The sequence below is a fragment of the Massilia sp. PWRC2 genome, assembly GCF_049896725.1.
Taxonomy (GTDB): Bacteria; Pseudomonadota; Gammaproteobacteria; order Burkholderiales; family Burkholderiaceae_D; genus JAFCUW01.
In genome coordinates this window covers 48200-66027 of sequence record NZ_JAFCUW010000002.1, presented here as the reverse complement: position 1 = coordinate 66027, position 17828 = coordinate 48200, and the positions used below count along the sequence as shown (strand labels likewise).

The following is a 17828-nucleotide window of genomic DNA, read 5'->3' as shown; positions in this document are numbered from 1 at the left end:
TGAGCAACAATGCCTTCACTGCCAAGCGCACACGGCGCCACAGCAGGGACTGACCAAGTGGTGACGCGTCGCAGCGTGAAGGGTAGGAAGGCAAGTAATCGTCCCAGCCGCCGCACCGACACTGCCAGGAATTCACCGACAAATACGATTGCCAACCAGAAGGATGACGACATGGACTCGACCACTGCAATGCGCACATGCGCTGAACTCGACCTCACACCCATCAAGCTCAAACTGATGCACCGGGAGTCGGGCGAGGGCTGGACGCTAGAACACGCCGACGCCGTCGAAGTGGAATACCGCCGCTTCCTGTGCCTGCTGCAAATGTATCCGCACGAAGATTTCGCGCCGCTGCTCGATGTCGATATCTTCTGGCACTATCACATCCTCGACACCCGCAAGTACGCTGCCGATTGCCAGCAGGTGTTTGGCCGCTTCATTCACCACCATCCTTACGTCGGTCTGGGCGCAGATGATGGCGCCGATCACCAGGCGTTCGGTACGTGCATGCATGCACTGTATCAGGCCACGTTTGGCGAACCGTGCCTGGTCGGCGCCAGCACCGACGACGCGCTGAAGCAAGTGCAACCGACGGCATACTGCTCGGCACCGGGCCAGCAGCAGCAAACGGCGTATTGCTCGGTCACCGGCAAGCAGCAAACGGCGTACTGCTCGAAATTGGGCAAGCGGCAAACGGCGTATTGCTCGAAATTGGACCAGCAGCAAACGGCCTATTGCTCGGTGACCGGAAAACAGCACACGGCGTATTGCTCGGCAATGGTGCAGTCGAAGCAGATTGCGTATTGCTCCGTAGTGGGCCAATCACCAATGACCGCGTATTGCTCGGCAACGGGTCACGCATTGCAAACCGCGTACTGCTCGGCACCAGCCGCCACCCGCCCGCAGCAAACTGCCTGGCAATCGCACAGCCCCGATTTCAGGCAAAGCGCCTGGCTGTCAGCAGCCAACCAGGTAACACTGCTGGCCGCTTGAACGTAACAAGGGCGCCGGCCCCACCGGCGCCCTGCGCACCGCCGCGATTGCTCCGCGGTCAGCGCCGCACCATCCTCCCCGCACTGCCCGTCCCTGTGCTGCCCCGCACGCGATAAAAACAACATTGCGCCGAATAAAACCATGGCGTTTTCATGCTGGCGCTGCGGCATCCGGCTGAGTTTGACACGGGATGATTCGACCATTGATCAAAATCAATGTTACGGGAACAAACTGGAAGATAGTTTGATTTGCGTCACTCTGAACCGGCTAACAATTTCGGCTAGCGCAAGACTTGACGGATTTTCCACACATACCCACCAGCTTTTCCATCCAAGGAGAAAACGATGAAGATCGATGCAACCATCGCCCCTATCGCAACACTTGATCTGTCGACCATACGCACGCGACTGATGCACCCCCATGCCGGACTGGGCTGGAGTGAGGCGCGCACGCGGGCGGCCGAAAGCGCTTATCGGGAGTTCTTGATGTTTGCCAAATTGTTGCCGCAGAAAGCGGCGGTGCCCAGCGCCGATGTCGATTACTTCTGGCACTTCCACATTCTCGACACCAAGAAGTATGCAGACGACTGCGCGCGCATCTTCGGCTATTTCCTGCACCACCAGCCGGAGGTCGAGTTCGACGATGGCGCCGGCGGCCGCCTGGCACCGGCGCGCGGCGCCGCGGCGTATTGTGCCCGCGACAGGATGCCAAGTCCTGCCCGCGCCGCCGCCCTGGCCGACGCCGCCAGCGACGCCAGCAGCGCAGGCTATTGTGCCAGCCCGGCCAGACCAGCAGCCTACTGCGCCAGCCCGGCCCGGCCGGTAGCATACTGCGCCGCCGCGGCGCGCCGCAGTATGGCCGCCGCCGTCAGTTAAGGCGGCGCCGCTCAGGCTGGCGACGGCTCCATCGGACTGGCCATCAGTGCACGCAGCTCGCGGATGCTGATGGCGCTCGCTTCATGCATGCGCAGCAAAATAGTCGCGCCGATCGGCAGGCTGCGGTGACGGATTTTGCTGATCACCGGTGGTGCCACTTCCAGCACGCGCGACAGCGCGGCGTCGTTTTTTAACTTGAGCTTGGCGATAATCGCATCGAGCACCTTGGCCGGGTTGTACACGGCCATGTTCGCAACTTGCTTGTTCATACTCGTCATCCTTTCGTGATCGCTGGCGCCCGATCAAGCGGCGCCATATTAAACGGGGGTGTCTACTGCAGGGTAGCGCTGGCCTCAGCAGACAAAACCAGCATACACCGCACGAATGCCGATTACTTAAGCGAAGCTTATTGGCAAGACCCAGCTTGCATTTAGGATTTCCGAATGGCAATTGCTGGCCGGCGCGGTCGGCCGCTTGCGGTTAAAATGGCGCGCACCGGGTTTTCTCTCCCACACTAAAAGGCGCCCCATGACATACGAAGAATTCCTCGACGAGGTCACCACCCTGCTGACCGAAATATACGAACTCGACGATGCCGCCGCCATCAAGCTGGTGGTCGACGCCCAGGATGCCGATTATTTTGTCGCCCACGATGACCACGAGGCCATGCGCACGCTCGAGCGCGCCAAGGACGATGCCAAGGCCCTGTACGAACAGCGCCAGCACAAGGTATTAACCCAGCAAAAGCAGCAGCAGCGCCGCGCCCAGCAAAAGAAGTAAGCGCGCAGTTAGCGGGCCGGGCCGCTTGCAGCCATCGCCGTCAGTGCCGGCACGATCTGCGGATACGCCAGCCTCACCCCCAGTTCCTGGCCGATGCGGCGGTTATCGATGCGCCGCGACTCGCTCATGAAACTCATCAGTTGCGGCGACACCTGTTGCGCCAGCGCGGCACGCGCCAGCCGCGGCGGCCGCGCCAGTGCGAACGCATCGGCGACCGCATCGAAATACGCCGCCATCTGCATGTCGCTATCGTCGACGGCGTTATAGACACGCCCCGGCAAGCCCCGCTGCAGCGCGCGGGCGACGATCTGCGCCAGGTCGTCCGCATGGATATGGTTGGTGTACACATCGTCGGCCGCGCGCAGCGCCGGGGTGCCCAGTCGCAAGCGTTCGAGCGGCAAGCGTTCGCGCGCATAAATGCCGGGCGCGCGCACGATGGCGAGCGCGCTGCCGCTGCGCCGGGCCCAGTGGCGCAACACGCGCTCGGCATCGACGCGGCGAATGGCGCGCGCATTGCGCGGTGCCAGCGACCGCGTTTCATCGATGCGCTGCCCCTGGCAATCGCCATACACGCCGGTGGTGCTGACATAAACGAGGCGCGCGCCGTCGGGTAAAATGGCGGCGAGATTGCGGCTGCGCTGGTCGCGTGCGCCCTGCCCTTGCGGCGGCGCCAGATGCACGATATACGGCGCCAGCCCTTTCAGGCGGGCCAGGCTGGCACGGTCGTCGAGATTGGCCACGATCGGCACGGCGCCGGCGGCGCGCAATGGCGCGCAGCGTTCCACGCTGCTGGTGACGGCAAACACGCGAAAGCGTTCGCGTACCAGCGGCAACAGGCGCAGGCCGACATCGCCGCAACCGATGATGAGCAAGCGGGGCCGCTTGAATGTTTGCTGGTTTTTTTGTTTGATAAATTGTTTCATGTTGGAGATTGTATGACGTTCCAGATCACTGTTGAGCCTAGCGGCCACCAATTTGCCTGCGAGGCCGGCGAAACCGTGCTGGGCGCGGCAATCCGTGCCGGCGTCGGCTTGCCCTACGGCTGCAAGAATGGCGCCTGCGGTTCCTGCAAGGGCAAGGTCATCGCTGGCACCGTCAGCCACGGTGCGCACCAGCAGCGCGCACTGTCGGCCGACGAAGCGGCCGCCGGCTTCGCCCTGTTTTGCTGCGCCACCACCGACGCTGACCTGGTCATTGCAGCGCGCGAAGTGGCCGGCAGCAGCGATTACCCGGTGCGCAAGATGCCGGCCCGCGTCAGCAAACTGGAACGGCTGGCGCCCGATGTGATGGTCATCAGCCTGCAACTGCCAGCCAACGAAGCGCTCGCCTACCGCGCCGGCCAGTACATCGAATTCATGCTCAGGGATGGCAAGCGGCGCGCGTACAGCATCGCCAATGCACCGTCGAGCCTGGACTCACCGCTGACCCTGCATATCCGCCACTTGGCTGGCGGCTTGTTTACGGACCAGGTGTTCTCGACCATGAAAGAGCGCGACATCGTCCGTTTCGAAGGACCGCTGGGCACCTTCTATTTGCGCGAAGAAGCCGCTGCGCCCATCGTGCTGCTGGCCTCCGGCACCGGCTTCGCGCCGGTCAAGGCACTCATTGAACACCTGATCCACCTGAAATCGACCCGCCCCGTCCACCTCTACTGGGGTGGCCGCCGGCCGCACGACCTGTACATGCATGCCCTGTGCGAGCAGTGGGCGCAAATTCTGCCGCGCTTTACCTATGTGCCGGTGGTATCCGAGCCGCTGCCCGAAGACCACTGGAGCGGCCGCCGCGGTTTCGTCCACGCCGCCGTCATGGACGACCTGGCCGACCTGTCGGGCTACCAGGTGTATGCCTGCGGCGCCCCCGTCATGGTGGAAGCGGCGCAGCGCGATTTTATCGGTCACCGTGGCTTGCCAGCCGAGCAGTTTTTTGCCGATGCATTTACCAGTGAAGCGGACCTGGCGGCGTCCTGACACGCCGTCCAACGGTTGCCGCCGGCTGCAGAGGGCGGCCAGTTCGGGCATAATTCCGTGCTGCAATCTTTTCCGAAAGCCAGCATGCCCGAACATTCCACGGCGGACTCCGCCAGCCGCTTTGCCGTCCTGCGCAATGGTAACTTCGCCTTTTATATATCGTCGCGCGTGCTGGGCACGCTGGCCGTGCAAATGCAAAGTGTGGCCATCGGCTGGCAGGTGTATGACATCACTGGCAGCCTGTACGATCTGGGCTTGATTGGCCTGGCCCAGTTTCTGCCCTTCCTGCTGTTGATCTTGCCAGCCGGCCATGTCGCCGACCGCTATAACCGCCGCAGCGTGATTGCTGCCTGCCTTGGTCTGCAATTTCTGGTGTCGCTGCTGCTACTGCTGTTCAGCCTCAATTTCAGTAACAGCGGCGGCGTGGTGTGGCCGGTGTTCGCTATCCTGGTCCTGTTTGGCAGCGCGCGCGCCTTCATGATGCCGGCTTCACAAGCGATCCTGAAAAACCTGGTGCCGCTCGACCAGTTCAGCCAGGCGGTCGCGCTCAGTTCGTCGAGCTTTCACGTCGCCGTCATCACCGGCCCCGTGCTCGGTGGCCTGCTGTATCTGGCCGGGCCGACCAGCGTCTACCTGGTGGCCGGCGCCCTGCTGCTGCTGGCCGCCGTGCTGATGACGCGCACCCGCAGCACCAGCCAGCTAAAAAGCAGCGGGCCGGCCAGCTGGCACACGGTGCTCGAAGGGCTGCGTTTCGTCCGTTCGCGGCCCATCATCCTGGGCGCCATCTCGCTCGACCTGTTCGCCGTGCTGTTTGGTGGCGCCACCGCGCTGTTGCCGGCGTATGCGCGCGACGTGCTGCAGGCGGGGCCGACCGGACTGGGCCTGCTGCGCACCGCCCCTGGTGCCGGCGCCGCCATCTGCTCGATCGCGCTGGCGCTGTGGCCGATCCGCCGCCGCGTGGGACTGTGGATGTTTGGCGGCGTCGGCCTGTTCGGCGTAGCCACGGTGGTACTGGGCGCCACCGCCAGCCTGCCGGTCGCCCTCGGCGCCTTGTTTTTGCTGGGGGTCGGCGACATGGTCAGCGTCTACATCCGCCACCTGCTGGTGCAGTACGAAACGCCGGACGAGATCCGCGGCCGCGTCAGCGCGGTGAGCGCGGTATTCATCGGCGCCTCCAATGAGCTCGGTGAATTCGAATCGGGGCTGGCGGCTGGCTGGCTGGGCCTGGTGCGCGCCATCGTCGTCGGCGGCGCCGCCACCCTGGTGGTGACGGGCCTGTGGGCCTGGCTGTTTCCCGTGCTTTCGCGCATGGACCGGTTTCCCCATCACGACAAAGAAAGCGCCCCGTCCGCTAGCGCGAAAGCGCCTTAGACAAGCAACAACCCCGCCGAAGCGGGGTTGTTTTGCACTCAACGATCTGCGCAGCGCTCACTGCTTGCGGCGGCGCGCGGCAACCACCCCAATCATGCCGATTCCCAACAAGAACACGCTGGTCGGCTCCGGCACCGCTGCGCCCTCGGCTGCCACCGTCACTTGCCTGAACCCAACCGAGCCATCGGTGGAGTGCTGACCAATGGCATGGGCAAATTCCACGCTTTTAATCAGGCTGCTCGAGGTGAATCCGATGAAACTGTTGGCCGACAAATTGGTGAGACTGAGGATGCTGTTGTCGCCAAACGTGATGTAAGCGTTATAGCCATTGTCAAATGACAAGGTGGTTGAAAAGCCGTACACGCCGTCTGCGCTACCGACGTTGGTGCTCGTCAAGTTCATGACACCGGAACCATTGCAACCCCAGCACAGGCCGTAACTGCCCACCAGATTATGGTTGCTGAAACCGGTCGACGTGTAGCCGATGCTGCCAGCCGAGATCGCCTTAATCTGTGCATTGTTCAAATTTTGCGATGCGCCACCCCAGTTGTCCGTTTTTGCATTGCTCACCGCACTCAAAAAACTGCTCTGGTCCGCATACGATGAGTAGAGCGCCGTGGCACTGGCGATGGAGGCGCTGGCGAAAGCGGCGGCGGCGATAAAAGTGCGCAGTACGGTGGTGATCTTCATGGCGTTTCCTGGGTTATGTCGTAGTCGAATATTTCTAAAAGGTATTTAGCAATAACCATGCCCAACTATTTTTACCCAATAGAAACATCAACTTGCAAACGGCACGCTGGCTTTTCATGTCTCCGATGTAAAGAATTCCGACACCAGCAGTGACTGTTGCGCCGCCCGAACAGCAGCGCAGGCACCCAGGCCCGCAGTTAAACCGTGCGACGGATCATTGCTGTGGAATAATTCGCTACTTCCATTCCTCGCGCGGGCCCGCAATGCAAACAAACAATTGGCACAGCATCGTCACCAGCCGCCCCAACCTGCTGGCCGCCACCATCGTCGGCCTGGTCACTGCTGCCCTGCTGCCGGCCGAGATGCGCTGGCTGACGCGGGCGCTGACGGCGTGGGATGTCGCCGTCTGGTGTTTTCTGGCGATCATGTTGCGGGTGGTGATGGTCGCCGACAGCGACCGCGTCAACCGCAAGGCCGACAGCGAAGACGAGAACGCCGGCGTGGTGCTGCTGCTACTGGTGATTGCCTCCGTCTGCAGCCTAACGGCAATCTTTTTTGAGCTGGGCCAGCTGTCCGACGCCAAGGGCAGCGAGCGCGCCGGCCGCTATCTGCTGACAGTGGCGACACTGTTCGGTTCGTGGCTGCTGGTCGGCGTGCTGTTCTGCTTTCACTACGCCCACAGCTACTATCGCTGCGACGGCCCCGACAAACCCCTCAAATTTCCCGAAGATAACGTCGAGCCCGATTACTGGGATTTCATGTACTTCGCCTTCACCATCTCGGTGGCGGCGCAGACCTCGGATGTGCAAGTGATGAGCAAGCCTCTGCGCAAGCTGGTGCTGGGCCACTCGGTGCTCAATTTCTTTTTCAATCTGGTGATCCTGGGACTGTCGATCAACATCGCCGCGGGCCTGCTGAAAACCTGAGTGCGCTGGCGTACGCCGGCGTGCGCGCAGATCGGTGTAAGATTGATTCGAAGCGTGCGGTGCCGCCGATGATGGCGCGCCGCCGCCTGAGCAAGCCCATGGTTGGGGCCTGTTGAACACAACCAAGGAGTCCACTATGCAAATTCACATCAATGCCGACAAGAACATCGAGCGCAACAACGGCCTCGACGAGCACGTCGAAACGGTCGTCAAGGCAGCCGTCGCCCGCTTCGGCGAACAGATCACCCGCGTCGAAGTGCATCTGTCCGATGACAACAGCCACAAGTCCGCTGACGGCGGCAACCGCTGCATGCTCGAAGCGCGTGTCACCAATTACCAGCCAATCGCCGTCACCGAACATGCCGCCACCTTGCACCAGGCCATCAGCGGTGCCGCCGAAAAACTCAAACGCGCCGTCGACAGCGCCCTCGGGCGCGTGCACGACAAGCAGCTGCATAAAACCGCCGTCATCGTCGACGAAGAAGAATAACAACATGCGCCGCCAGCGCCGCCGCGCCGGCGGCTCAGCTGATTGAGCCGATCAGACTGCGCAGATAGCGCAAGCCCGCCACCGAGCGGCTGCCATACCACGACAGCATCTCACCATCGACCAGTTGCACCGGTTTGCCGATCTGCTGTTCCAGCGCATCGACATGCGCCTGCGTGAAACGGTAAGGTTCACTCGACAGCAGCACTTGATCGATTCCTGCCACCAGCGCGGCACACCACTGAAATGTCGGATAGCGGCCGGGATCGGCCAGCGGCGCCACGCGCCAGCCGATTTCGGCCAGCATGCGCGCAATATAGGTGTCGGCCGACACCGCCATCCACGGATCTTGCCAAATACAATACAGCACGCGCTGCGGCGGCCCCTTCGGCGCGGCCCGCAACAGCGCATGCTCGGCCTCGAACTGCGCGCACCAGCGCGCAGCCGCCTCGTCCACACAAAAGATGGCACCCAGCAGGCGCGCCAGCGCCAGGTTGTCGCGCGGCGCAAGCGGGTGGGTCACCACGATGTGCGGGACAAATTCTGCCAGCGCCTCGACCGTCGGCTTTTCGTTCTCGTCGATGTTGACGATCAGGTGGCTCGGTGCCAGCGTGCGGATCTTGCCGAGGTTGACATCCTTGGTACCGCCCACCTTGGGGATGGCGGCCACCAGCGCGGCAGGATGGATGCAAAAGCCGGTGCGTCCCAGCAGTTGCTGCGCCAGCCCCAGCTCGCACAGCAATTCAGTGATCGACGGCACCAGGCAGACAATGCGGGCACCGGCGGCCGGTTTGTGGACGGTGCCAATGGCGTCTGTGAGGGCGAGCGTGCGAAGGTCCATGGAGGGGGCCAGTGTGGTGAGTCAAAAAGAACATATGCAACCACCCGCATTGAAACACCAATGGCCGCGCGCTGCCAGCGCCGTTTTAGCAGAGCGGCAAAACGGCGTCGATATGCTTATCCTATTGCTTCCCTTGCAATGCGTTATGATACTGACACCAACCAGCATCGTGCTTTGTGAATAGAAATTATTAGGCTCATTGTGGATCACATCGGCACCTTCGCTACTTCTTCCTATCGCCTGAGCGATCTGCAACTGTTTGACGGCGCCGATGAACACCAGTTAAAGGCGCTGCTGGCCGGCTGCAGCATTTGCCGCCTGCCGCGCGACGAGCGCCTCGAAGACACGTATCAAGCGCGCCTGTTCATCGTCCTCAGTGGCGCGCTGGCCGAAACTGCCCTCGACGGCACCGTCAGCAAAATCCTGCCCGGTGAAAGCGTGGGCGAGCAATCGGTGCTCGATGAGAGCACCAACCTGGCCGAGATCCGCGCGGTGCAGGACAGCGACCTGCTGGTCATCGATGGCGACCTGGTCTGGCAGCTGATCGATACTTCGAATGGCGTGGCGCGCAACCTGCTGCGCATGCTCGCCTTTCGCATCCGCGCCGCCAGCGCCACCGCCCGCAAGCGCCAGAAAGTGGGCGAATTCTACCGCCAGCTATCGATGAACGATGGCTTGACCGGCTTGTACAACCGCGCCTGGCTCAATGACATGCTGCCGAAAATGGTGGGCAAGGCGCAGCGCACGGGCTGTCCGCTCTCGCTGGTCATGATCGACCTTGACCACTTCAAGCATTTCAATGACAGCCACGGCCACCAGGCCGGTGACGACGCCCTGCGCGGCGCCGCTGCCGTCATCGCCAAGGCACTGCGGCCGTCCGATTTCGCCGTCCGCTACGGTGGCGAAGAAATGCTGGTGATTCTGCCCGACACCAGCGAAAAGCTGGCCACCATGGTGGCCGAGCGGCTCTGCCAGCGCCTGCGCCAGATGGTGGTGTTCCGCGACATGCGCCTGCCGCTGCCGCACCTGACCGGCTCGCTGGGGGTGGCCAACCTGTTGCTGCCGATGGATGACAGTGCGCTGGTCGCCGCCGCCGACGCCGCCCTGTATCGGGCCAAGGCAGCCGGACGCAACCGGGTCAGCGGCTAGGCGCCAGCGCAGTTGCAACCGAGGCACGGGCCGGCACTGGCGGCGCGGCGCGATTCATGACACCATATGGCCGCCCACTTTGACCGCCGAAAAAAATCACCATGAACAGCTTTCTCTGGCACGACTACGAAACCTTTGGCGCCGTGCCGCGTCGCGATCGCCCGGCCCAGTTCGCCGCCATCCGCACCGATGCCGCGCTCAATGAAATTGGCGAGCCCATCATGCTGTACTGCCAGCCGGCGCCCGATTTTTTGCCAGACCCGCAGGCGTGCCTGATCACCGGCATCACCCCGCAGCAATGCCTCGAACGGGGCGTGCCCGAACACCAGTTCGCCGCCACCATAGAAGCCGCGTTCAGCCAGGCGGGCACCATCGGGGTGGGCTACAACACCATCCGTTTCGACGATGAAGTGACCCGCTTCATGTTCTGGCGCAACCTGATCGACCCGTACGCGCGCGAATGGCAACACCAGTGCGGGCGCTGGGACTTGCTCGATGTCGTCCGCATGACGTATGCGCTGCGGCCGGACGGCATCGAATGGCCGCTGCGCGACGATGGCAAACCAAGTTTCCGGCTGGAAGACCTGGCGCGCGCCAATGGCTTGTTGCATGAAGCGGCGCACGACGCCCTGTCCGACGTCCGTGCCACCATCGCGCTGGCGCGCCTGATCCGCCAGCGCCAGCCGAAGCTGTTTGATTTTTGCCTGAGCCTGCACAAGAAAGACAAGGTCGCCAGCGAAATCGGCCTGCACCTGGCGCCCGCCAGTCGCCAGCCCTTCCTGCACGTCTCCGGCATGTTCCCGGTTGAGCGTGGCTGCCTGGCGATCGTCTTTCCGCTCGCCGCCCACCCCACCAACAAGAATGAAATCCTGGTGTGGGATTGCGCCCACGACCCCGCCGCACTGTTCGCGCTCGATGCCGAAACGGTGCGCCAGCGCATGTTCACGCGCAGTGCCGAGTTGCCGGCAGGGATAACGCGGCTGCCCATCAAGAGCGTCCATATCAACAAGTCGCCGATGCTGGTGGCCAACCTGAAGACCTTGAGTCCGGCCATGGCCGCGCGCTGGGGCATCGACGTCGAAGCGAACCGTGCCAATGCGCTGGCGGTGGCCAACGGCCCCGATCTGGCTGCCCTGTGGGCGGAGGTGTACCGGCGGCCGGCGCTGGCGCCGCTCGATGTCGACGAAGACCTGTATGGCGGCTTCATCGGCAACAGCGACCGCCGCACCCTCGACACCCTGCGCGCGCTGACACCGGCCAAGCTGGCCGCCGCCCGTCCCGCCTTCGATGACGAGCGGCTCGACGAATTGCTGTTCCGTTTTCGTGCCCGCAATTTTCCCGAGACCCTGGGCGAGGCTGAACTGTTTTCGTGGGAACAGCACCGCGCCGCCCGCCTGTTCGATGGCGCCGGCGCCGCCCGCACCATCGAACAGTTGTTCGCCGAAATCGATCTGCTGTCGGAAGACGCCGACGAACGCGCCGAGGGGATTTTGGGCGAGCTGTACGACTACGCCGAGTCGATCGCCCCAACCCGGCGCTAGGGCTTCAAGCGCCTGCCGGCGCCTTCAGCGGCAGGCGTTGACCGCGTCGCGGGTGTCCATTGCCACCCGCCGCGCCGCTGCAGCGAAGTCTTCGCTGCCCTGCTGCTTGGCGTACAGAATCGCCCGCGATGAACTGATCATCAAGCCGCTACCAGCTGCCGTCTTGCCACCGGCCACGGTGGCGGCAACGTCGCCGCCCTGGGCGCCGATGCCGGGCACCAGGATCGGCATGTCACCGACGATCGCCCGCACCTGCGCCAGTTCCTGCGGGTAGGTGGCGCCGACCACCAGCGCGCACTGGCCGTTGCGGTTCCAGCTGCCAGCGACCATCTCGGCCACCCGCTGGTACAGGGGACGCCCGCCCACATCGAGAAACTGCAGGTCGGAGCCGCCCGGGTTGGAAGTGCGGCACAGGATAATCTGGCCGCGGTCCTGCCACGCCAGGTAGGGCTCGATCGAATCGAAGCCCATGTAGGGATTGAGGGTGACGGCGTCGGCGCCATAGCGGTCGTAGGCTTCGCGCGCGTACTGGTGGGCGGTGGCGCCGATGTCGCCGCGCTTGGCATCGAGAATGAGCGGGATGTGCGGATAGCGGCTGCGCAGGTAGACGCACACTTCTTCGAGCTGGTCTTCGGCACCGACCGCAGCGAAATAGGCGATCTGCGGCTTGAAGGCGCAGGCCAGATCGGCGGTGGCATCGATGATGGCCTTGCAAAAATCGACGATCGCCTGCGGCCGCCCGCGCCAGGCGCCGGGAAACTGGGCGGGATCGGGATCGAGGCCGACGCATAACAAGGAATTGTTGCCGGTCCACGCGGTGGACAGCTTGTCGATGAATTTCACGTCCGGCCTTTCTGTTTTCTGTTAAGTGACACCCGCCGCATTGTACCGCGCCAGCGCACACCATTAAAACGACGGCCGCTGCCCAATTCAGGTATATTTTTATGCATTCGACAACGAGCCAGGACTACACCATGATTTTTTCAGGATATGCGCGCTGGACCCGTCTGCTACTTACCTTCACGCTGGTGTCGGCGTTCCTGTCCGGCTGCGGCTACAACCAGTTCCAGTCCAAGGATGAAGCGACCAAGGCGGCGTGGAGCGAAGTGGTCAACCAGTATCAGCGCCGCGCCGATCTGATTCCCAATCTGGTCAACACCGTCAAGGGCTATGCCTCGCACGAAAAAGACACGCTCGAAGCAGTCACCCGGGCGCGCGCCTCGGCCACCAGCATGCAAGTCACGCCCGACGTATTGAATGACCCCGCCGCCTTTGCCAAGTTCCAGCAAGCGCAGGGACAATTGACGCAGGCCTTGTCGCGCCTGATGGTGGTGACGGAGGCCTATCCCAACCTCAAGGCCGACGCCGGCTTTCGCGATCTGCAATCGCAGCTCGAAGGCACGGAGAACCGCATCACCGTGGCGCGCCAGCGTTACATCGTCACCGTGCAGGACTACAACGTGTCGGTACGCAGCTTTCCAAACAACCTGACGGCGATGATCTTCGGCTACAAGGCGAAGCCGGCGTTTACGGTGGAAAACGAAAAAGCCATTTCCACCGCGCCGTCCGTCAACTTCGGCAAATAAGGCCATGACCACGCTGCGTGCCATCCGCTGGCTGATCGCCCTGTGCCTGCTGGCCGGCATGGCGGGCGCCGTCATGGCACAGCAGCCGGTGCCGAAACTGACAGCCCTCGTCACCGACCAGGCCGGCATGCTGGACGCCGAACAGCGCCAGAAGCTCGACACCGTACTGACCGACTATCAAACGCGCACTGGCAGCCAGATCGCCGTGCTGACCGTCAAGACCACCGAGCCCGAGCAGATCGAGCAATACAGTATCCGCGTGACGGACGCCTGGAAGCTGGGCCGCAAGGGAGTCGATGACGGCGTGCTGATCCTGGTCGCCAAGGACAATCCGGCCAGCCTGCGGCGCTTGCGCATCGAGGCGGGCCGCGGCGTGCAGGGGGTGTTGACCGACGCCAAATCCAAGCAAATCCTGCAGGATGTGATCGCCCCCTACTTTCAAAAAGACCAGTTTTATGAGGGCCTGGTGGCAGGGGTCGGCGCGGTGGCGACCCTGCTCAATCAAGAACAGTTTCCGGCGGCGCAGGGCGCGCCAGCGAAGGCAGCCGGCGGCGCCATCGGCTGGCTGCCGATGATCCTGATCGGCATCTTCCTTATCGGTAGCATCTTCCGTCCGCGCGGCGCGCGGCTCTCGCGCGGCGGCTGGGGCGGCAATGCCACCGGCTTTATTCTTGGCACCGCGCTGGGCAGTCTGGGCCGTGGTGGTGGTGGCGGCTTTGGCGGTGGCGGTGGCGGCGGCTTCGGTGGCGGCGGCTTCGGTGGCGGCGGTGGTGGTGGTTTCGATGGCGGCGGCGCCTCGGGGAACTGGTGATGAACGCCCTCACCCCGCCCGTCAACCGCCTCAGCCGCGCGCTGCGCCACCTGCGCAGCGGCAGCGGCGCCGGTCGTCGTGCCTTCCCGCAGGAAGCGCTGGCCGCCATTGCCAGCGCCATTACCGCCGGCGAACAGACCCACCGCAGCGAACTGCGTCTCATCGTCGAGGCTGCGATGCCGGTCGAGCTGGTCTGGGCCGGCGTCACTAACCGCCAGCGCGCGCTGGCCCTGTTCGCCGAGCACGGCGTGTGGGACACCGAAGACAATTGCGGCATCCTGATCTACATCAACCTGGCTGAGCGCGCCGTTGACATCGTCGCCGACCGCGCCGTTGGCCGCTGCATCGATGGCGCCACCTGGAATGCCGTGTGCGCCGACCTGGCGGCCGGTTTCGCCCGCAGCGACTTCCTGCCCAGCACCCTCGCCGCCATCGAGCGCGTCAATCAGCTGTTGCGCGAACAATTTCCCAGCACGGGACCGCGCAGCAACGAGCTGCCTGACCGCCCGCTGCTGATGTGACCCTGACGACGGCCACGCAGGCAGGCGGCGTCCAGTACAATTGGCGCGTGTTTATCGAATGAAAGCGATGATGAAATTAGCCGACAAGGTTGCCATTGTGACTGGCGCCACCCAGGGCATTGGCCTGGCCTGCGCCGAGCGCCTGCTGCGCGATGGCGCCCGCGTGATGCTGGTCGATATCAAGCCGGAGGGCGCCGCCGCCGCCGCCGCACTGGGCGAGGGTGCGCGTTTTTTTGCTGCCGACGTTAGCCAGAAGGTCGACGTCGACGCCATGATCGCCAGCACCCTGCAACAGTTTGGCAGCATCGATATCCTCATCAACAATGCTGGCGTCACCCACGCCGCCGATTTTCTTGAGCTGGCCGAAGAAGACTTTGATCGCGTGCTGCGCGTCAACCTCAAATCGATGTTCCTGTGCGGCCAGGCCGCCGCCCGCGCGATGGTCAAACAGGGCAGCGGCGCGATCATCAATATGTCGAGCGTCAATGCGCAGCTGGCCATTCCCAACCAGGTACCCTACGTGGTGTCAAAAGGCGGGGTCAATCAGCTGACCAAGGTCATGGCGCTGAGCCTGGCGCCGCACGGCATCCGTGTCAATGGCATCGGCCCCGGCACCATCCTCACCGAACTGGCAAAGCAGGCCGTGCTGGGCAGCGAAGAAGCCCGCCACACCATCCTCTCGCGCACCCCCATGGGACGCTGCGGCGAACCGGAAGAAGTGGCCGCACTGGCGTCCTTCCTCGCCAGCGACGACGCTTCCTACATGACCGGGCAAACCATCTATGCCGACGGCGGCCGGCTGGCGCTCAACTACACCGTCAAGGTCAAGCCATGAGCGAAGCGGACAAGCCCGTCCAGCGCAGTGCCGCTGACCTGCTGGCACTCGACGAGCAGTTTTGCTTCGCCCTGTACTCGGCTTCGCATGCGGTCACCAAGACGTACAAGCCGCTGCTCGACCAGCTCGGCCTGACTTACCCGCAATACCTGGTGATGCTGGTGCTGTGGGAGCAGGACGCCATCCTCGTCAAGGAGATCGGCAGCCGCCTGTTTCTCGATTCCGGCACCCTGACTCCCCTGCTCAAGCGTCTCGAAAGCAACGGACTGGTGGAACGCCGCCGCGATCCCCACGACGAGCGCCAGGTGCGTATTTCTCTTACCAGCGCCGGCCGCCAGTTGCGCAGCCGCGCCAGCAGCGTGCCGCAACAAATGTTTTGCGCCACCGGCAAGGATGCGCCCACCCTGATCGCCCTGCGCCAGGCGTTGTCGAGCGTGCGTGACAGCATGCTAAAAACGATCGACGAAGCGGACGCCGCCGCCCGCTAAAGTTTCAGGCAGCGCGCCCTGCAGCTGCGATAAATCAATTTAATTGCACACAATTAAATTGTGTACTATCATTGATCTATCGGCGCTGCAGTGACAGCGTCCCCATTGCCCCCAAGGAGATCCTCATGCAAGTTCTTTACACCGCACAATCACACGCCACCGGTGGCCGTGACGGCCGCGTCGCCTCCAGCGACAGTGCCCTTGATGTTGCACTGGCCACACCCAAGCAATTGGGTGGTGCTGGTGGTGTCGGCACCAATCCTGAGCAACTGTTCGCCGCCGGCTATGCTGCCTGCTTCCTCTCTGCCATGAAGTTTGTCGCCGGCGCCCTCAAAACCCCCTTGCCGCAGGATGCGGCCGTTACCGCTCAGGTCGATATCGGCCCGAACGGCAGTGGTGGCTTTGGCCTGGCCGTGCGCCTGCAGGTGAGCACGCCCGGCATGGACGCCGCCGCCGCAGCAGCCGTGGTCGCCAAAGCCCACGAAGTGTGCCCGTATTCGAACGCGACACGCGGCAACATCGAGGTTGCCATCTCGGCAGTGTGATGACATAGATAAAATATATATCTGTTATCTGAAATGACAATTAGACGAATATCGTGCGTTGCAGCATAATCTACTCGTCTCCACTATTCTCCTCCAAGAAAATAGTCTTCAGCCCGCTTTGATCAGCGGGCTTTTTTTTTGCCCCGAGTACGTCCCACCCGCGCCTGCCGTTTTGACGAACAATGTCATTCCAGCGTCATATTGGCTGCCTATACTCGACTCATCTGCCATACACGTAACCGATATGCGTGGTCGCAGCCAGGCGCGCCCCAGTGGCGCGCCATCCGAATTTTCTCCGCTCTATCGTTGAGCGCGCCGCAGGGGGGACCGTCACCCGCAGGCTGCCTTCCCCGTCTGCGGGAACGGTGTGCGCCTGCCGCCGCGCGCCACCGTTCAACGACTTAAGGTGACATTTTTCTCCGAAAGTATTTGAAGGCTGTCGCCGATCCACTATAGTGAAGTGGAAGCGCGGCAGTTGCCCTGTCCGCCTCATCCAACGAGCGAAGGAGTGATCGTATGAGCCAACCGCCGTTTCCCCCCGCTTTCGCCAATCCCACCGACGCGCTGCTCGGTCGTCGCCGCGGTCAACCTTGCGAGCCGCTGCTGCTGACCGAACTCAACCCCCATTCGGTGGTCGACCATGCGGCCGCGCACAACACCGTGATCGAACTGCAAAGTTTTGGTACCGTGCGGGAACCCTGCCCGAAATGCCACACCAACCGCCTGAATCTGATTTTGCGCCAGGACACTGTGCGCACCGCCCACCTGTTTTGCGCCGACTGCCGCAGCTGCTATGACGCCCACTATGCGGGCGGCGCCCCGGCCCTGACGATCTGACGATCTGCCGGGGCCGGCGCACGCGCGGGCGCAGCGCGCCTGCAGGCGGGCATGGTATCCTCGCGCTTTGCCGCCACCACCACTTGCATGACGACCCTGTTACGCTTTCTGCTGGTTGATCCTGCACTCGCACGCATGCGCATCCGGATCGCTGCCATTGCCTACCTTACCATCCTGGTTCTCGGATCGGTCCCCGGCGCGCGCGCCGACATCGGCCATGTCGCCAGCGGCGTGGTGTTGCACCTGACTGCCTACGCCGGTCTGACCATGCTGATTTATTGCGGCACGGACGGCAGTGCACGCCGCCGCGCCCTCACTGCGGTACTGGCGGTGGCCGCCATGGGCGCCTTCGACGAATTCGTGCAAAGCTTCTTCCCCTACCGCGGCGCTGCCATCGGTGACTGGCTGGTCGACTGCAGCGCTGCGCTGGGCAGTGCGGCCATCCTTTACCTGTTGTGGCCGCGCCTGAACCGACTGGCGCTGGCGCCCGCCCGCCGCCCCTGAGACAGGCGTCGGCCGTCCAAGCCGGCATTTGATCCGCCACAAACCCCGCCAAAGCTGACTGAACCTGATGCGCTACCGGCC

The 17828-nt window shown here is 63.2% G+C and carries 22 protein-coding genes; 17 read left to right on the top strand and 5 right to left on the bottom strand.

Annotated features, from left to right (window positions below):
• Window positions 1-171 precede the first annotated feature (171 nt).
• Entirely contained in the window at window positions 172-993 is an 822-nt protein-coding gene (locus ACP7BZ_RS05040) for a glycine-rich domain-containing protein (protein WP_426110685.1), read from the top strand.
• Between the two features lie 344 nt (window positions 994-1337).
• Window positions 1338-1868: a glycine-rich domain-containing protein gene (locus tag ACP7BZ_RS05035; protein WP_426110683.1), complete on the top strand. Its 531-nt coding sequence runs from the start codon at window positions 1338-1340 to the stop codon at window positions 1866-1868.
• A gap of 11 nt (window positions 1869-1879) precedes the next feature.
• On the opposite strand, the gene ACP7BZ_RS05030 is transcribed toward ACP7BZ_RS05035, so the two are convergent.
• Window positions 1880-2137, bottom strand: coding sequence for a hypothetical protein (locus ACP7BZ_RS05030; protein WP_426110681.1), 258 nt, complete (start codon window positions 2135-2137; stop codon window positions 1880-1882).
• A 259-nt stretch (window positions 2138-2396) separates the two neighbouring features.
• Here ACP7BZ_RS05030 and ACP7BZ_RS05025 point away from each other — a divergent pair, with 259 nt between their 5' ends.
• Window positions 2397-2648 carry a hypothetical protein gene (locus tag ACP7BZ_RS05025; protein ID WP_426110679.1) on the top strand — a complete coding sequence of 84 codons (252 nt, stop codon included), beginning with the start codon at window positions 2397-2399 and terminating at the stop codon, window positions 2646-2648.
• Between the two features lie 8 nt (window positions 2649-2656).
• Here ACP7BZ_RS05025 and ACP7BZ_RS05020 read toward each other — a convergent pair whose 3' ends face one another.
• On the bottom strand, window positions 2657-3571 hold the full coding sequence (locus tag ACP7BZ_RS05020; protein ID WP_426110677.1) for an NAD-dependent epimerase/dehydratase family protein: 915 nt from the start codon (window positions 3569-3571) through the stop codon (window positions 2657-2659).
• Window positions 3572-3583: 12 nt separating this feature from the next.
• Here ACP7BZ_RS05020 and ACP7BZ_RS05015 point away from each other — a divergent pair, with 12 nt between their 5' ends.
• Together ACP7BZ_RS05015 and ACP7BZ_RS05010 are read left to right on the top strand one after the other, a co-directional pair.
• Entirely contained in the window at window positions 3584-4615 is a 1032-nt protein-coding gene (locus tag ACP7BZ_RS05015) for a CDP-6-deoxy-delta-3,4-glucoseen reductase (RefSeq protein WP_426110675.1), read from the top strand.
• An 84-nt stretch (window positions 4616-4699) separates the two neighbouring features.
• Window positions 4700-5986, top strand: coding sequence for an MFS transporter (locus ACP7BZ_RS05010; RefSeq protein WP_426110673.1), 1287 nt, complete (start codon window positions 4700-4702; stop codon window positions 5984-5986).
• Window positions 5987-6043: 57 nt separating this feature from the next.
• Here the strand turns inward: ACP7BZ_RS05010 and ACP7BZ_RS05005 are convergent, their stop codons facing one another.
• Window positions 6044-6676 carry a PEP-CTERM sorting domain-containing protein gene (locus tag ACP7BZ_RS05005; protein WP_426110671.1) on the bottom strand — a complete coding sequence of 211 codons (633 nt, stop codon included), beginning with the start codon at window positions 6674-6676 and terminating at the stop codon, window positions 6044-6046.
• A 263-nt stretch (window positions 6677-6939) separates the two neighbouring features.
• On the opposite strand from ACP7BZ_RS05005, the gene ACP7BZ_RS05000 reads away from it, so the two are divergent.
• Both ACP7BZ_RS05000 and ACP7BZ_RS04995 read left to right on the top strand, forming a co-directional pair.
• Complete coding sequence (locus ACP7BZ_RS05000) at window positions 6940-7602, top strand: DUF1345 domain-containing protein (RefSeq protein WP_426110669.1); 663 nt, start codon at window positions 6940-6942, stop codon at window positions 7600-7602.
• A gap of 136 nt (window positions 7603-7738) precedes the next feature.
• Window positions 7739-8092 (top strand): HPF/RaiA family ribosome-associated protein, encoded by a 354-nt coding sequence (locus ACP7BZ_RS04995; protein ID WP_426110668.1) that lies wholly within the window; start codon window positions 7739-7741, stop codon window positions 8090-8092.
• Between the two features lie 34 nt (window positions 8093-8126).
• On the opposite strand, the gene ACP7BZ_RS04990 is transcribed toward ACP7BZ_RS04995, so the two are convergent.
• Window positions 8127-8930 (bottom strand): helical backbone metal receptor, encoded by an 804-nt coding sequence (locus tag ACP7BZ_RS04990; protein ID WP_426110666.1) that lies wholly within the window; start codon window positions 8928-8930, stop codon window positions 8127-8129.
• Between the two features lie 201 nt (window positions 8931-9131).
• Between ACP7BZ_RS04990 and ACP7BZ_RS04985 the strand changes: the two genes are divergently transcribed.
• A complete protein-coding gene (locus tag ACP7BZ_RS04985) occupies window positions 9132-10079 on the top strand; it encodes a GGDEF domain-containing protein (RefSeq protein ID WP_426110663.1) in 948 nt (315 codons plus the stop codon).
• Window positions 10080-10180: 101 nt separating this feature from the next.
• Window positions 10181-11620: an exodeoxyribonuclease I gene (sbcB, locus tag ACP7BZ_RS04980; RefSeq protein ID WP_426110661.1), complete on the top strand. Its 1440-nt coding sequence runs from the start codon at window positions 10181-10183 to the stop codon at window positions 11618-11620.
• 24 nt (window positions 11621-11644) lie between these two features.
• Here the strand turns inward: sbcB and pyrF are convergent, their stop codons facing one another.
• On the bottom strand, window positions 11645-12463 hold the full coding sequence (gene pyrF / locus ACP7BZ_RS04975; protein WP_426110660.1) for an orotidine-5'-phosphate decarboxylase: 819 nt from the start codon (window positions 12461-12463) through the stop codon (window positions 11645-11647).
• Between the two features lie 131 nt (window positions 12464-12594).
• Between pyrF and ACP7BZ_RS04970 the strand changes: the two genes are divergently transcribed.
• The 8 genes from ACP7BZ_RS04970 to ACP7BZ_RS04935 all read left to right on the top strand — a co-directional run bounded on the left by ACP7BZ_RS04970 (window position 12595) and on the right by ACP7BZ_RS04935 (window position 17747).
• Window positions 12595-13206: a LemA family protein gene (locus tag ACP7BZ_RS04970; protein WP_426110658.1), complete on the top strand. Its 612-nt coding sequence runs from the start codon at window positions 12595-12597 to the stop codon at window positions 13204-13206.
• Between the two features lie 4 nt (window positions 13207-13210).
• On the top strand, window positions 13211-14017 hold the full coding sequence (locus tag ACP7BZ_RS04965) for a TPM domain-containing protein (RefSeq protein WP_426110656.1): 807 nt from the start codon (window positions 13211-13213) through the stop codon (window positions 14015-14017).
• Window positions 14017-14538, top strand: coding sequence for a TPM domain-containing protein (locus ACP7BZ_RS04960; protein ID WP_426110654.1), 522 nt, complete (start codon window positions 14017-14019; stop codon window positions 14536-14538). The genes ACP7BZ_RS04965 and ACP7BZ_RS04960 overlap by 1 nt, the downstream gene beginning before the upstream one ends.
• Window positions 14539-14608: 70 nt before the next feature.
• Window positions 14609-15373, top strand: a complete 765-nt coding sequence (locus ACP7BZ_RS04955) for an SDR family NAD(P)-dependent oxidoreductase (RefSeq protein WP_426111656.1) — start codon at window positions 14609-14611, stop codon at window positions 15371-15373.
• Window positions 15370-15861: a MarR family winged helix-turn-helix transcriptional regulator gene (locus tag ACP7BZ_RS04950; RefSeq protein ID WP_426110652.1), complete on the top strand. Its 492-nt coding sequence runs from the start codon at window positions 15370-15372 to the stop codon at window positions 15859-15861. Before ACP7BZ_RS04955 ends, ACP7BZ_RS04950 begins: the two co-directional genes overlap by 4 nt.
• Before the next feature lie 125 nt (window positions 15862-15986).
• Window positions 15987-16406 carry an organic hydroperoxide resistance protein gene (locus tag ACP7BZ_RS04945; protein ID WP_426110650.1) on the top strand — a complete coding sequence of 140 codons (420 nt, stop codon included), beginning with the start codon at window positions 15987-15989 and terminating at the stop codon, window positions 16404-16406.
• A 516-nt stretch (window positions 16407-16922) separates the two neighbouring features.
• Complete coding sequence (locus ACP7BZ_RS04940; protein WP_426110648.1) at window positions 16923-17243, top strand: hypothetical protein; 321 nt, start codon at window positions 16923-16925, stop codon at window positions 17241-17243.
• Window positions 17244-17294: 51 nt separating this feature from the next.
• Window positions 17295-17747 carry a VanZ family protein gene (locus ACP7BZ_RS04935; RefSeq protein ID WP_426110646.1) on the top strand — a complete coding sequence of 151 codons (453 nt, stop codon included), beginning with the start codon at window positions 17295-17297 and terminating at the stop codon, window positions 17745-17747.
• Window positions 17748-17828: the final 81 nt, after the last annotated feature.

What these genes read in the sequence shown, in the direction of transcription:
- ACP7BZ_RS05040 (WP_426110685.1), top strand. Translation starts at nt 172, where the DNA reads ATGGACTCGACCACTGCAATGCGCACATGCGCTGAACTCGACCTCACA.
- ACP7BZ_RS05035 (WP_426110683.1), top strand. Translation starts at nt 1,338, where the DNA reads ATGAAGATCGATGCAACCATCGCCCCTATCGCAACACTTGATCTGTCG.
- ACP7BZ_RS05030 (WP_426110681.1), bottom strand. Translation starts at nt 2,137, where the DNA reads ATGAACAAGCAAGTTGCGAACATGGCCGTGTACAACCCGGCCAAGGTG.
- ACP7BZ_RS05025 (WP_426110679.1), top strand. Translation starts at nt 2,397, where the DNA reads ATGACATACGAAGAATTCCTCGACGAGGTCACCACCCTGCTGACCGAA.
- ACP7BZ_RS05020 (WP_426110677.1), bottom strand. Translation starts at nt 3,571, where the DNA reads ATGAAACAATTTATCAAACAAAAAAACCAGCAAACATTCAAGCGGCCC.
- ACP7BZ_RS05015 (WP_426110675.1), top strand. Translation starts at nt 3,584, where the DNA reads ATGACGTTCCAGATCACTGTTGAGCCTAGCGGCCACCAATTTGCCTGC.
- ACP7BZ_RS05010 (WP_426110673.1), top strand. Translation starts at nt 4,700, where the DNA reads ATGCCCGAACATTCCACGGCGGACTCCGCCAGCCGCTTTGCCGTCCTG.
- ACP7BZ_RS05005 (WP_426110671.1), bottom strand. Translation starts at nt 6,676, where the DNA reads ATGAAGATCACCACCGTACTGCGCACTTTTATCGCCGCCGCCGCTTTC.
- ACP7BZ_RS05000 (WP_426110669.1), top strand. Translation starts at nt 6,940, where the DNA reads ATGCAAACAAACAATTGGCACAGCATCGTCACCAGCCGCCCCAACCTG.
- ACP7BZ_RS04995 (WP_426110668.1), top strand. Translation starts at nt 7,739, where the DNA reads ATGCAAATTCACATCAATGCCGACAAGAACATCGAGCGCAACAACGGC.
- ACP7BZ_RS04990 (WP_426110666.1), bottom strand. Translation starts at nt 8,930, where the DNA reads ATGGACCTTCGCACGCTCGCCCTCACAGACGCCATTGGCACCGTCCAC.
- sbcB (WP_426110661.1), top strand. Translation starts at nt 10,181, where the DNA reads ATGAACAGCTTTCTCTGGCACGACTACGAAACCTTTGGCGCCGTGCCG.
- ACP7BZ_RS04970 (WP_426110658.1), top strand. Translation starts at nt 12,595, where the DNA reads ATGATTTTTTCAGGATATGCGCGCTGGACCCGTCTGCTACTTACCTTC.
- ACP7BZ_RS04965 (WP_426110656.1), top strand. Translation starts at nt 13,211, where the DNA reads ATGACCACGCTGCGTGCCATCCGCTGGCTGATCGCCCTGTGCCTGCTG.
- ACP7BZ_RS04960 (WP_426110654.1), top strand. Translation starts at nt 14,017, where the DNA reads ATGAACGCCCTCACCCCGCCCGTCAACCGCCTCAGCCGCGCGCTGCGC.
- ACP7BZ_RS04955 (WP_426111656.1), top strand. Translation starts at nt 14,609, where the DNA reads ATGAAATTAGCCGACAAGGTTGCCATTGTGACTGGCGCCACCCAGGGC.
- ACP7BZ_RS04950 (WP_426110652.1), top strand. Translation starts at nt 15,370, where the DNA reads ATGAGCGAAGCGGACAAGCCCGTCCAGCGCAGTGCCGCTGACCTGCTG.
- ACP7BZ_RS04945 (WP_426110650.1), top strand. Translation starts at nt 15,987, where the DNA reads ATGCAAGTTCTTTACACCGCACAATCACACGCCACCGGTGGCCGTGAC.
- ACP7BZ_RS04940 (WP_426110648.1), top strand. Translation starts at nt 16,923, where the DNA reads ATGAGCCAACCGCCGTTTCCCCCCGCTTTCGCCAATCCCACCGACGCG.
- ACP7BZ_RS04935 (WP_426110646.1), top strand. Translation starts at nt 17,295, where the DNA reads ATGGTATCCTCGCGCTTTGCCGCCACCACCACTTGCATGACGACCCTG.